This window comes from Mesorhizobium sp. M7A.F.Ca.US.014.04.1.1, assembly GCF_003998745.1.
Taxonomy (GTDB): domain Bacteria; phylum Pseudomonadota; class Alphaproteobacteria; order Rhizobiales; family Rhizobiaceae; genus Mesorhizobium; species Mesorhizobium ciceri.
Genome location: NZ_RZRW01000106.1, coordinates 1 through 12,959 on the forward strand (window position 1 = coordinate 1; position 12,959 = coordinate 12,959).

Genomic DNA, 12,959 nt, shown 5'->3' on the forward strand with positions numbered 1-12,959 from the left:
GGCATAGTGGGCGGCCCGCCACTCGCCACCAGATAGTTCGGTCAGGTTTAATTCCGGCCTGCCGACCGCCTCGGCCACCCAATCGCGCAGCGTGGGAATTTTCGAGCTTTCGGAGAAGGTGCATTCAAACGCCGTCGCCACATGTTTCGGACAGCGCGACCACGTTTCCCGAGCCTCCGGCGACGCTTCGCTGCCCGGGCCGCCTGAATGGCTGGGAAACAGGTGAATGCGGTCCGTATCGACATCCAGTTCACGCAGCCAAACGACAACGGCATGCATCGAACTGCCGGACAGGCCGGGACCCTCGTCGACAACGGCGAAACGCGCCGATGGATTGTTCTTCCAAGCGGTGATCGACCGCGGATCGGCGTTGATGTGCCTGTGGAAGGGATGGCCGATCGGACGAACGCTGAATGGCGCAGGCGCGCCAATCGAGGCCGCCACCATAGCTGCGAGCCCAAGGCCAATGCTGCGGACACCGATAACGCATGTGTTCGCATCGAGCCCCGACTTCTGCGCCGCGTCCAAATAGCTTTCGGGATAAAGCGCATAATGCGCATAACCCTCAGCGGAGCCGGTCAGAACCTCGGCCTGACAGTCGAGCCCGGCCAGCAGCTTGAGAAGTCCCGGATCGATGCCACCGCCAACGTTGAAACCGCTTCGCCACGACTTCGCTACCTCTGCCGCAAGCCCGACCAGCAGCCTGGCGCCTTGCTGTTGCCGTGGCGAAAAAATGTCGATGCCGCAGGTTCCGAAATCGACGTCGGCAAGCGCCTGAACCAGCTCCGACACGCTGATGAACAGTCCGACCAATGCAGCATGGCGTCGGATGCCATGAGACATCCGATCAAGTCTTACGGCCATTTCGCCTGCTGCTTCGCGAAGCTGTTGTGCGTCCTGCGTCCGCTTGTGGTCGCCGTAGACGATCATCGATCGGTTTCCAATGCTTGCCGTGCGGGAACGCATCGGATGCGGCTTCGATCCATGCTGTCTCGCGCAATTTTTCGATGGGTGGAGGAACATTCCGGCAAGCTGATGGTTCGGCGCCAGGAACTTACCTTTGAACAACATAGGGTGGCGGTTTCGTGGGATCGAAAAAGGTTCGTGTTGGTATCGTTGGGGTCGGCAATTGCGCATCCTCCCTGGTGCAGGGCCTCTCGTTCTATCGTCACGCTAAAAGCAACGAACCAATCCCTGGGCTGATGCATGCCGACCTCGGCGGTTACCACGTCGACGACATCGAGATTGTCTGCGCATTCGATGTCGCCAAGAGCAAGGTTGGCCTCGACGTCGCGGAAGCGATCTACGCCGCCCCCAACAACACGTTCCGCTTTGCCGACGCCATGACAACCGGCGTTCGCGTCGAGCGCGGACCGACGCTGGACGGGATCGGCAAATATTTGCGCGACGAGATTGAAGAAGCTCCCGAGCCGGTTGCCAATGTCACCGAGATCCTGCGTGACAGCAGCGCTGACGTGCTGGTTTCCTACCTGCCGGTGGGTTCCGAGGAGGCGACCTGCTTCTATGCCGAATGCGCACTCGAGGCCGGCTGCGCCTTCGTCAATTGCATACCGGTCTTTATCGCCTCACGTCCGGAATGGCGACGGCGCTTTGAGCAGCGCGGGCTGCCGCTGGTCGGCGACGACATCAAGAGCCAGGTCGGCGCGACCATCGTGCATCGGTTGCTAGCCAATCTCTTCCGTGAACGCGGCGTACGCATCGACCGCACCTATCAACTGAATTTCGGCGGCAACACCGATTTTCTCAACATGCTGGAACGCGAGCGGCTGGAATCGAAGAAAATCTCCAAGACACAGTCCGTGGCCAGCCAGTTCGATGTTCCCCTGGAGCCGGGCAACATCCATGTCGGCCCGAGCGACCATGTGCCTTGGCTCACCGATCGCAAGTGGGCCTATATAAGGGTCGAAGGCACGACCTTCGGCGGCGTGCCGCTCAATGCCGAGCTCAAGCTGGAGGTCTGGGATTCGCCCAACTCGGCCGGCGTGGTGATCGATGCGGTACGCTGCGCCAAGCTGGCGCTCGATCGCGGCATAGCCGGCGCGCTGACCGGTCCCTGCAGCTATTTCATGAAGTCGCCTCCGGAACAGTTCACCGACGCCGAAGCGCGGCAGCGCACGCTCGCTTTTATCGCAGGCAAGGACGAGCCTTTGCTCGATGCCGCAGAATGACGACGACCTTCTTTCTGATCCGCCATGCGGCACACGAAAATGTCGGCTCCTATCTGGCAGGCCGTATGGACGGCGTTTGCCTCGGCGATGCCGGTAAGGCGCAGGCAACGCAGCTTGGCTGCCGCATGGCCCGGGAGCCCATCGTCGCGATCTTGTGCAGCCCGCGCGAGCGTACCCGAGAGACGGCGCTGCCAATTGCGCTCGCCTGCGGTGTCGGAGAAATCGCGATCTGCGCCGAACTTGACGAGATCGACTTCGGCGACTGGTCGGGAAAGACTTTCGATGAGCTGAATGGCGACGCCAGCTGGCGAGCCTGGAATGATCAGCGGCAAGTGGCAAGGACACCGAGTGGCGAGACCATGCACGATGTCCAGCAGCGCGTCGTCGCGGTGATGAATGCTGTCCACGAGCAGCATCCGAATCAGTGTGTCGCCCTGGTCAGCCACGCCGATGTGATCAAGGCCGCCGTCTGCAAGGTCCTTGGCTTGCCGGCCGGCGACTGCTTTCGCTTCGACATCGATCCCGCTTCGATCACGACGATCGTATCGGGGGACTGGGGGGCGAAGCTGATCCGATTGAACGAAGTTGCCTGACGAGGATTTGCCGGATGCAGATGGTCATTTTCGGTCTTACCGTCACGTCTTCATGGGGCAACGGCCATGCCACCTTATGGAGGGGACTGATCCGAGCCCTCGCCCGGCGCGGCTGGTCCGTTACCTTCTTCGAACGCGACACGCCCTACTATGCCGGAGCGCGCGATCTTGATCGCCTGGACGGCGGCAACGTCGTGCTCTACCCGGACTGGGAGGACATCCGCCGGGTCGCGGAGCAAACAGTCAAACAATCGGATGTCGTTATTGTCACCTCTTATTGTCCCGACGCCGTGGACGCCTCGCGGCTGGCGCAGCAGGCAGGCCGCGGACTGCGTGTGTTCTACGATCTGGACACTCCGGTCACGCTTGCCCGCATCGAACAAGGTGAGCGTCCACCCTATTTCGGCCCTGAGGGTCTTGCCGATTTCGACCTCGTCCTGAGTTACACCGGCGGCTCGGCGGTCGACGCGCTGAAGACGGTTCTGGGTGCGCGCCATGTGGTGCCGCTCTATGGGCACGTCGATCCCGACCAACACCGGCCGGCAGAGAAGCGGGCCGAATTCGCCGGTGATCTGTCCTATCTCGGGACCTACGCGGCGGATCGCCAGGCCGGCGTCGAAAAGCTGCTGGTCCGCACCGCCGCGCGTCTACCGGATCAGCGCTTCATCATCGGCGGCGCACAGTATCCGCAGGAATTCCCGTGGGGCGACAACATCTTCTTCGTCAGGCATCTGCCACCGGCCGATCATCCGGCGTTTTTCTCATCCTCCCGACTGACGCTGAATGTCACCCGCGAGGCGATGGTGCAAAAAGGCTGGTGTCCTTCGGGCCGGTTGTTCGAAGCGGCGGCATGCGGGGTGCCGATCATAACCGACACCTGGCCTGGCCTGAGCAGCTTCTTCGAACCCGGCAGCGAGATCCTGCTGGCCCACGACACCGATGACGTGGTCGCGGCGCTCGCCTTGCCGGCAGATGAACTCGATGCCATCAAAACCCGTGCGCGCGAACGGGTTCTGGATGAACACACTTCTGCCCGGCGCGCGGCGGAGCTGGACCACATTCTAAACGACGCCTTTCAAAGATCTCCCCGCGAACCGATGATGGAAGCAGTCTGATGTTGGGCATTGTGCCCGCTGCCGGGCGCGGCAGCCGCATTCAACCGCTCGGCTTCTCGAAAGAGCTGCTGCCGGTAGGCAGTCGGATCGATGGACAGACGGAGCGTCCCTGCGCGGTGAGCGAGTACCTGGTGCGGCGGATGGTGCGCGCCGGCGTCGACAAGATCTGTTTCATCATCGGATCGGGCAAATCCGACATTCTCGAATATTACGCCGCCGGCTATGGTGACGCTGCGGCTCTGTTCGTGGTGCAGCCCAACCCTGTTGGACTTTGCGATGCGATTTTTCGGGCAGCGCCTCTCGTCGCGCCCGACGAGACGGTTTTGATTGGTTTGCCCGATACGATCTGGTTCCCCGAGGACGGCTTCTCCTGCCTGCCGGATAGTTCCCTATCGTTTCTGCTCTTCCCGGTGGACCGCCCGGAATTTTTCGATGCCGTGGTTCTCGACGAGGGAGATCGGGTGAAGGAAATTCTGGTCAAGCGGCAAGACGCTGCCACGAACTGGATCTGGGGGGCGTTCAAGATGCCGGGCCGGATCTTGCACCAACTCGCTGCACTCTGGCGTGAACGGGACCGGCGTGACGAATATATCGGCACCCTGATCAATGCCTATCTGGCTGCCGGCGGTGAAGCCCACCGGGTCAAGGCCGGAGTCTCCTACGTCGATGTCGGCACCTTCAACGGCTATCGCACGGCTCTTCGGCTGCTCGAAGAGGGCGTCGCATCCGAACAACGCCAAACCGCCATGCTTGTGGGTGGAGCACACCCGCATGTGCCTGTCGTTCCCGGCGAAGGAGCCTGACCATGCTGCATTCCCATGCCGAAATCCGCCGCCGTATCGATGCTCTCGGCCCATGGTTCCACAACATGGAACTGGCCGGTGTCGAAACCGCTCCCAACCATTTTCTCGGCAATTACCCGCTGATCAAATGGCGCAAATTCGCCGAGGCCATTCCCGCGGATCTGACAGGCAAGACGGTGTTGGATATCGGCTGCAATGCCGGCTTCTATTCCATCGAGATGAAACGGCGAGGTGCTGCCCGTGTCCTCGGCATTGATTTCGATGAGGCTTATCTGGCGCAGGCCCGCTTTGCCGCCGAGATCGCCAATTGCGAGATCGAATTCCAGAAACTGTCGGTCTACGACGTCGGCGCCCTGCGCGAAACATTCGATATCGTGCTGTTCATGGGGGTGCTTTATCACTTGCGCCACCCGTTGCTTGCGCTCGACCTTATCCGTGAGCATGTCGCCGGTGATCTGATGATCTTCCAGTCCATGCAGCGCGGCAGCACCGATCTTCCCGAGATGGAAGAGAACTATCATTTCTGGACGCATGACCTGTTCGACCGGCCGGAATTTCCCAAGCTCCATTTCATCGAGCACCGCTATGCCGACGACCCGACCAACTGGTGGATACCCAATCGAGCCTGCACCGAAGCGATGCTGCGCAGCGCCGGTTTCGAGATCGTTCTGCACCCTGAGCAGGAGGTCTATTTCTGCCGGGCCGCAGGCGACCCGGCCAGTGGCGGTCCCGTCTACCCCCCGAAAGGACAGCGCCATGATTGAAGCCGCGATGATCTGGAACGAGCCCAACAACAAATCGCATTGGGATCCCGAGCTCGACCCCGACTGGAGCCGCTTCGCCAGGATGGCAATCCTGGCGGCGGACGCAATCGCATCTGAAAACCCGGCTTTGACCAAAGTGCTCGGTGGCATCTCGCCGATAGACCCGGGATTCATCACCCGCATGAAGGAATTCGGCGTGCTGGATCATGTCGACGCCGTCGCCGTGCACGGCTTTCCGCTCGACTGGAACCTGTGGCAAATCCAGGAATGGCCGCAGAAGATCGGCGAGATCGCGACCGTCACCGACCTTCCCATCTGGGTCAGCGAAGTCGGCGTATCGACCTTCGGCGCCGAGGAAATCCAGGTCTGGGGGCTCAAGCGAACAGCTGAATTGCTGCTCGGCAATGCACCACGCGTCCAGTGGTACAGCCTCTACGATCTTCCGCGTGAATGGGAAGCAACGACGCGTCACCGCGAAGCCGAAGGCTCCTCTTATTACCGTCATTTCCATATGGGGCTGCTGCGCCAGGACGGCACGCCAAAGCCCGCGCTGGAGGAATTCCTGCGCTATACACCCGCAATGGGACTGGTGCAGTGGTTTCATTTCGAAGATCCGCGGCTGGACGACGCTGTCGCCTGGCTGAAGCGGCTGGGTGTCACCAATATGCGTACCGGGCTTTCCTGGGCGGACAGTTTTCGGCCGAATGCGCTGGACTGGTTCGACCGGCAGATGGAAGCACTCGCCGATTTCGACGTGACGGTCACCTTCTGCTTCACACCTCAGCATCGCGGAATGATGCCCCACCACACCAGCCCGCCACTGGTGCCGGAGGAGTTCGCGGAATTCTGCTCAACCATGATCCGCCGCTATGCGCCTGGCATGACATCCGCCTCGCTCCCCACGCGGCGGGCCTCGGCCGCGTGAAATCGTCATGCTGCCCATGCATCAGATGCCGGACTTCGCAACACCACTGACAGGTGGGGATGCGGCGCAGGGCACCGGGACGCAACCGGCCGCGACACTCACCGTCCTCAATGTCGCCTACCCTCTCGCGCCCGTCGGACCCGACGCTGTCGGCGGTGCCGAACAGGTTCTGTCGATGCTCGATCGGGCGTTGGTTCACGCCGGCCATCGATCTATCGTCATTGCTTGCCGTGGCTCCAGCACGAGCGGCACGCTTGTGGAAATACCGGCCGAAAACGGCATGCTCGACGAGGCGGCGAAGCGCCGCGCGCAAGAGGCCCATCGCAAAGCGATCGCCGCTGCCCGCGCCCGATGGCCCATCGATGTGGTTCATCTGCACGGCATCGATTTCGACGCTTATCTGCCCGACGATGGTCCGACCTTGGTGACCCTCCACCTGCCGTTGGATTGGTATCCGGCCGCGGCATTGCGCCCGACGCGTGGCGACCTCTGGCTTCATGCGGTCTCACCCAGCCAGCAGAAAACCGCGCCATCAGGCGCCAGGCTGACGGCACCGATTCCGAACGGCGTCGACATCCAAGCACTGAACCTGCCGCAGCCGAAGCGCGACTTTGCCCTGGTTCTGAGCCGGGTTTGCCCGGAGAAGGGCATTCACCTGGCGCTCGATGCAGCCAAACTAGCAGGCGTTCCGCTGGTCGTCGGCGGTAAGGTCTATCCCTACGAAACGCATACGCGGTACTTTCGCGACGAGGTCCAATCTCGCCTCGATGGCCGCCGCCGCTTCCTTGGCCCGCTCGGCTTCACCGCCAAGCGACGCTTTCTCAACGCAGCGCGCTGTCTGGTCATTCCGAGCCTCGCAGCCGAGACCAGCTCGCTTGTGGCCATGGAGGCCCTCGCCTGCGGGACCCCGGTAGTCGCCTTTCCAAATGGTGCGCTTCCCGACGTCATAGAGCACGGCAGGACGGGCTTTCTCGTCGACACGGTCGACGAGATGGCCCAAGCCATTCTTGCGGCGCCCAGCTTGGATGCCGAGACATGCAGGGCGGAGGCGCGACGGCGATTTTCGCTGGAACGGATGATCTCGTCTTACATGGATGCCTATCAGGCGCTGGCACAGCTTGGCACTGGTCGCCGGCGCTTGGCTGCGACGCCGTGAGCAAAGCGGTGCTGCGCTGCGAAATCATCGGTGACCCCGCGCAGTTCGACGCCTTGACGCCGCACTGGTGGAAACTGTGGCAGCAGAGTCCCTCGGCGACGCCGTTTCAATCTCCCGCCTGGCTGGTGCCATGGTGGCACGCATTCGCACCCGGTGAACTGGCGACAGTCGCGGTCTGGCGCGGCGGCGATCTGGTCGGGCTGGCGCCGCTCTATCTCGAGCACGGGACGGCCGGTTCGAAGCTGCTTCCGGTCGGCATTTCGCTCAGCGACTATCTGGACATCCTGGCTGTCCCTGGGATCGAAGCCGAGGTTGTCGGCATTATCAGCGAGTCGATCTTCTCGATCGGGTGGGCGCAATGGATCTTGTCGGACTTGCCGCAGGACAGCGTCGCCCTTGCGATGAAGCATCCCGAGATGGATCGGCCGACCGCCCATGCCGCCTGCCCCGTGCTCGCCATCGCCGGCGACGAAACGCTGGCAGGCTGCGTCCCCGCAAGACGCAGACGCCAGTTGCGTCGGGCGCGCCAGGCGGCATCAAGATGCGGCCGGATTGCGCTGTCATCGGCAAACGGCAGTCCGCAAACCTTCCTCGATCAATTGATCCGCCTGCACAATGTGCGATGGGCCGAACACGGAGGGGGTGTGTTGGCCAACCCCGCCGTCGAGCAATTCCATCGGCTCTCGCTTCCCTTGCTCGATGCTCATGGTCTGGTGCGATGCTGGCTGCTCGCGATCGATGACAGGACCATCGGTGCCTATTACGGATTTCACCACCGCGGCCGTGCCTACGCTTATCTGGGTGGGTTCGACCCTGCTTATGCCGAGGAGAGCCCGGGCGCGATCCTGATTGGCCACGCAATCGTGGAGTCGATCCGTGAAGATGCGCGCGAGTTCGATTTCCTGCGCGGCCAGGAGGCCTACAAATATGGCTGGGGCGCCGCCGACAGGTGGACGATGCGCAGGGTCTGGACGCGGAGTTGACCCATGAGTGTAACCGCACCGAAAGGCGCCCAGCGCCGGACATCGGTCAGGCTGGCGGTTGAAGACTGCATGGCCGACGGTATTTGCGCCGAAGGTGTTCTCGTCAGGCTGGCGCTCCACCTGCCGCCCACAATTGGGGCAGCGGAATTGGCGGAGGTCGTGCTGAAAGTCCGTCCGGCGGATACCGGCGACGCGGCAAGATTGCGGAAGGTCGCCGGACTGCTGCGCTGCAAACCAGACGTCTTTGCCATGTTGCGAGCGACGGGCGGCGCCGTTCGCCATGAGCGCAATGAGGACGAGACGAATGCCGCTGTCGTCATGCGGCTGGCGTCCAGCTTCGATGCCGCGGCAGCGATTTCGGGAGCCGCGAGTGTCCAACTGGCATCCCTCGGCGATGTGGAAAGGCTCACAGCCACGACCAACGAAATCGTCGCATGGCTGGAAGCCCGAGAATTCACCGGAAGGGAACGGAGCATTCTCGACATCGGTTGCGGCATCGGCCGTTTCGAGCGTGCGCTGTGCAGATCCTTCAAGCGGATGGTCGGTATCGATATATCGTCGCGAATGATCTCCATCGCCTCAGAGCAATGCGCCGCACTCGGCAATGTCGAGTTACGACAAACCTCCGGTCTCGATCTGGCCGATTTCGACGATGCCAGTTTCGATTGCGTGCTGGCGGTCGACAGCTTTCCCTATCTGGTTCTGGCCGGCATGGCAGAGCGGCATTTCGAAGAAATTGCGCGCGTTCTGAAACGGCCGGGCTGGCTCGCCTTGCTGAACTATTCCTATCGCGGATCGCTTTTCTCAGACCGCGACGATATCGGCCGTCTGGCGCAAGCTCATCAATTGCGGGTCCTCATCGACGGTGAGAAGCCGTTTCGATCATGGGATGGCAACGCTTTTTTGCTCGCTCGGTGAGACGGAACATTACAGCACGATGCCAGTTCGGATGTCGAGCAAAGGGCACCAACGAGTGTCCTCGATTCGAAGGAGGAGCGCGGGCTGGACGGCAATCGGATCAAGTCCGAAGGATTACGCCGCTAATCGATTGCCGAAGGACTGAACGCCACCGCGCGGGCCTGTGGTCCGCGGGGCGACCAAGGAGCAAGGAAATAAACCTGTGCAAGGGTCCGCCGGTCAGCTTCTCGGCGGTGGACACAGGCTTGTAATGCCGGGCGCTTATCACCACACTACGATCAAGGGACCGCTATCAAGAGAATGTGATGTCTCGTTCGAGCGACGATACCGCGGATCCGCATGTCGAGATGGCGGTGGATCGGGAGATTGCCTCCCTGCTGGCAGCCATAGAGCAGGAAAAGATTCCGGACCGCCTCACCAAGCTGGCGATCGAATTGCAGAACGCGCTCGTCGAGAAGCGTCGGCGCGACGTGAACAACTGACTATCTGCGGCTGTCGACCTCGACGTCGAGCTGACCGTCCGACAGCTGGTTTCTCCTCTCCATCAATGTCTCCAGCGAACTCTCCCCTAGGAGTTCAAGGATGTTGGCGCGCGCACGGTTCAGGCGGCTTTTGACCGTCCCGACCGCGCAACCGCATATGTCGGCGGTTTCCTCGTAGCTCACTCCCAAAACGCCGATCAGCATCAGCACCTCGCGTTGGTGTTCAGGCAGTCTTTGAATGGCGCCGTGAACTTCCCTGCTCTGAACGGTCCATTCCTGGGTGGCTTCCGAAATTGGTCTCGAAGAGGCGCAGTCGAGCAGGCCTGGCGCCTCCCGGGCAGCGATCTTGACCCGGGTATAATAGGTGTTGCGCATGATGGTGAAGAGCCACGACTTCATTCGCGTACCGGGTTCGAACTTGTCGATGTTGGCGAGACCCTTGGTCAGTGTCTCCTGCACGAGATCGTCAGCATCGTCGGGGACGCGGCAGAAGGTGCGGGCGAATGCCCGCAGGGCGGGTATCAGGTCAACGATGGAAACTTCATTGGTTTCCTGGTCGGCCAAAAGGCAGCCTCCGGATGACAATGGTCCAGCTCCCAGCAGAAAGAGTGTGTGAACGCAGCCTCAGCTAAATGCATGGAAGTTTGGTTCGTTCCTCTTGCTGGAGACAACTCTTCATAATTCTTCGCGGGCGGAGATATCTGTCATGCGATCGGCGCATACCATCACCGCAGCAGCGACGCCTCCTTCGACAGTGGTATCTACAGCGTCCGCTTTTTTACGGGAACAAAGCCGTTCACCGGCAGTTTGATGGCTTGCCACTTTAACCTTCCAGTATCGATCGAGGACCTGTCATGGCCAAATCCGCTCGCCCCTCCGCTCGCCAATCGGCAAGTGGACTGGATCAGAATAGCGCGCGCGGAAATGGCGGCGAGTTGCACCAGGTCGCGGGAGACGACACGCCTGTCCTTACCACGGCGCTCGGAACGCCTGTCTCCGACGACCAAAACACATTGCGGATCGGTGAACGCGGACCATCGCTGATCGAAGACTTTCACTTTCGCGAGAAGATTTTCCACTTCGACCACGAACGCATCCCGGAACGGGTCGTCCATGCCCGCGGCTATGGCGCGCATGGTTATTTCGAGACCTACGACTCACTGGCCAAATACACACGTGCCGACATTTTCCAGCGAGCTGGTGAAAAGACGCCGGCATTCGTTCGTTTCTCGACGGTTGCCGGCAACAAGGGCTCGTTCGATCTCGCCCGCGACGTGCGCGGCTTTGCGGTCAAGCTCTACACCAAGGAAGGCAATTGGGATTTGGTCGGCAACAACATTCCGGTCTTCTTCATCCAGGACGCCATCAAGTTTCCCGATCTGATCCACGCCGCCAAACAGGAGCCCGACCGTGCTTTTCCGCAGGCACAGACGGCGCACGACAATTTCTGGGACTTCATCAGCCTGATGCCGGAATCGATGCACATGGTGATGTGGATCATGTCGGATCGCGCCATCCCGCGTTCCTTCCGCTTCATGCAAGGCTTCGGTGTGCATACGTTCCGCCTCGTCAACGCCAAGGACGAATCCACCTTCGTCAAGTTCATCTGGAAACCCAAGCTCGGCATGCAATCGGTGGTCTGGAACGAGGCGGTCAAGATCAACGGCGCCGATCCCGACTTCCATCGCCGCGATCTGTGGGAGGCCATACAGGCCGGCAATTTCCCGGAATGGGAGTTGACGGTGCAACTGTTCGATCAGGCGTTTGCCGACAGTTTTGACTTCGATATCCTGGACGCAACGAAGATCATTCCCGAAGAGGTTCTCGAACCAATTCCGGTCGGTCGGCTGGTGCTCGACCGGATGCCGGATAATTTCTTCGCCGAGACCGAGCAGGTTGCATTCATGACGCAGAATGTGCCGCCCGGAATCGATTTCTCCAACGATCCGCTTCTGCAGGGCCGCAACTTCTCCTATCTCGATACCCAATTGAAGCGGCTGGGCAGTCCGAACTTTACCCATCTGCCGGTCAATGCGCCGAAGTGCCCGTTCGCCCATTTTCAACAGGACGGGCACATGGCCATGCGCAATCCGGCCGGTCGCGCCAACTATGAACCTAACTCATGGGGACTGGGACCGCGCGAGGATCCGCAGCGTGGCTTCCGTTCTTTCTCCGATGCCGAACAAGGGCAGAAAGTACGTCTGCGCGCGGAGAGCTTCGCCGATCACTACAGCCAGGCCCGGCAATTCTTCAACAGCCAGACACCACCGGAGCAGCGTCACATCGCGATGGCGCTGACGTTTGAACTGAGCAAGGTCCAGGCACCGGCGATCCGCGAACGCATGGTTTCGCATTTGTTGAACATCGATGAAACGCTGGCGACCACGGTCGCCGACAAGCTCGGCATCCGTGACATGCCCGAACCTGCCGAAGCCGCCGTTCCACCGCGCGATGACTTGCCGCCGTCGCCGGCGCTCAGCATCATCCAAAACGGGCCCGACAGTTTCGAAGGCCGCAAAGTCGGTGTCATGCTCAGCGATGGAGCCGATGTCGCGCTGTTCGAGGAACTTCGTTCCGCCATCGAAGCGGAAGGCGCGGTGATGGAGGTGGTTGCGCCCAAGGTGGGCGGCGTCGAAGCCGCCGACGGCACCCACATCGAGGCAAGGCACATGATCGACGGCGGTCCATCCGTTTTGTTCGACGCGGTGGTGCTGCTCCTCTCCGAGGCGGGCGCCGAGCTACTGGTCACGGAGGCCGCTGCGAAGGATTTCGTGTCTGATGCGTTTGCGCATTGCAAGTTCATCGGCTTCACCTCCGGGGCCGAGCCGCTCCTGATCAAAGCAGGCGTCGCTCCCGATGCCGATGAGGGGCTGAGGCGGCTGGATTCGGCAGCTTCGGTAGCTGCGTTTGTGCAGTCATGCCGCAAACTGCGGCTCTGGGCGCGGGAGGCGGCTGTCAAACTTTGATGCGATGGCGTCAGCTGTTTCCGTTGGCGCGTCCGCACTCTTTGGTTTGCCGCCAACCCATCCGG

General features: G+C 61.3%; 12 protein-coding genes and 1 pseudogene. 11 read left to right on the plus strand and 2 right to left on the minus strand.

The window, feature by feature from the left end:
• Positions 1-930, minus strand: a pseudogene (locus EOA22_RS10010) (hypothetical protein); the annotation flags it as partial.
• Positions 931-1,085: 155 nt separating this feature from the next.
• On the opposite strand from EOA22_RS10010, the gene EOA22_RS10015 reads away from it, so the two are divergent.
• From EOA22_RS10015 to EOA22_RS10060, 10 genes are all read left to right on the plus strand, one after another.
• Complete coding sequence (locus tag EOA22_RS10015) at positions 1,086-2,189, plus strand: myo-inositol-1-phosphate synthase (RefSeq protein ID WP_013533202.1); 1,104 nt, start codon at positions 1,086-1,088, stop codon at positions 2,187-2,189.
• Complete coding sequence (locus EOA22_RS10020; RefSeq protein ID WP_063170151.1) at positions 2,186-2,782, plus strand: histidine phosphatase family protein; 597 nt, start codon at positions 2,186-2,188, stop codon at positions 2,780-2,782. Before EOA22_RS10015 ends, EOA22_RS10020 begins: the two co-directional genes overlap by 4 nt.
• Before the next feature lie 14 nt (positions 2,783-2,796).
• Positions 2,797-3,897 carry a glycosyltransferase gene (locus EOA22_RS10025; RefSeq protein ID WP_063170150.1) on the plus strand — a complete coding sequence of 367 codons (1,101 nt, stop codon included), beginning with the start codon at positions 2,797-2,799 and terminating at the stop codon, positions 3,895-3,897.
• Positions 3,897-4,700, plus strand: coding sequence for a sugar phosphate nucleotidyltransferase (locus tag EOA22_RS10030; protein WP_127389948.1), 804 nt, complete (start codon positions 3,897-3,899; stop codon positions 4,698-4,700). The genes EOA22_RS10025 and EOA22_RS10030 overlap by 1 nt, the downstream gene beginning before the upstream one ends.
• Positions 4,701-4,702: 2 nt before the next feature.
• Positions 4,703-5,464 (plus strand): TIGR04290 family methyltransferase, encoded by a 762-nt coding sequence (locus EOA22_RS10035; protein ID WP_127389949.1) that lies wholly within the window; start codon positions 4,703-4,705, stop codon positions 5,462-5,464.
• On the plus strand, positions 5,457-6,389 hold the full coding sequence (locus EOA22_RS10040) for a hypothetical protein (protein ID WP_063170148.1): 933 nt from the start codon (positions 5,457-5,459) through the stop codon (positions 6,387-6,389). Before EOA22_RS10035 ends, EOA22_RS10040 begins: the two co-directional genes overlap by 8 nt.
• Before the next feature lie 46 nt (positions 6,390-6,435).
• On the plus strand, positions 6,436-7,545 hold the full coding sequence (locus tag EOA22_RS10045) for a glycosyltransferase (RefSeq protein WP_063170472.1): 1,110 nt from the start codon (positions 6,436-6,438) through the stop codon (positions 7,543-7,545).
• On the plus strand, positions 7,542-8,528 hold the full coding sequence (locus EOA22_RS10050) for a GNAT family N-acetyltransferase (protein ID WP_063170147.1): 987 nt from the start codon (positions 7,542-7,544) through the stop codon (positions 8,526-8,528). Before EOA22_RS10045 ends, EOA22_RS10050 begins: the two co-directional genes overlap by 4 nt.
• Before the next feature lie 3 nt (positions 8,529-8,531).
• Complete coding sequence (locus EOA22_RS10055) at positions 8,532-9,446, plus strand: class I SAM-dependent methyltransferase (protein WP_063170146.1); 915 nt, start codon at positions 8,532-8,534, stop codon at positions 9,444-9,446.
• A 305-nt stretch (positions 9,447-9,751) separates the two neighbouring features.
• Positions 9,752-9,928: a hypothetical protein gene (locus tag EOA22_RS10060; RefSeq protein ID WP_081714227.1), complete on the plus strand. Its 177-nt coding sequence runs from the start codon at positions 9,752-9,754 to the stop codon at positions 9,926-9,928.
• On the opposite strand, the gene EOA22_RS10065 is transcribed toward EOA22_RS10060, so the two are convergent.
• Positions 9,929-10,492: a sigma-70 family RNA polymerase sigma factor gene (locus EOA22_RS10065; protein ID WP_013533212.1), complete on the minus strand. Its 564-nt coding sequence runs from the start codon at positions 10,490-10,492 to the stop codon at positions 9,929-9,931.
• Positions 10,493-10,782: 290 nt separating this feature from the next.
• Between EOA22_RS10065 and EOA22_RS10070 the strand changes: the two genes are divergently transcribed.
• Positions 10,783-12,894, plus strand: coding sequence for a catalase (locus tag EOA22_RS10070; protein WP_063170145.1), 2,112 nt, complete (start codon positions 10,783-10,785; stop codon positions 12,892-12,894).
• The last annotated feature ends 65 nt before the right edge of the window (positions 12,895-12,959 follow it).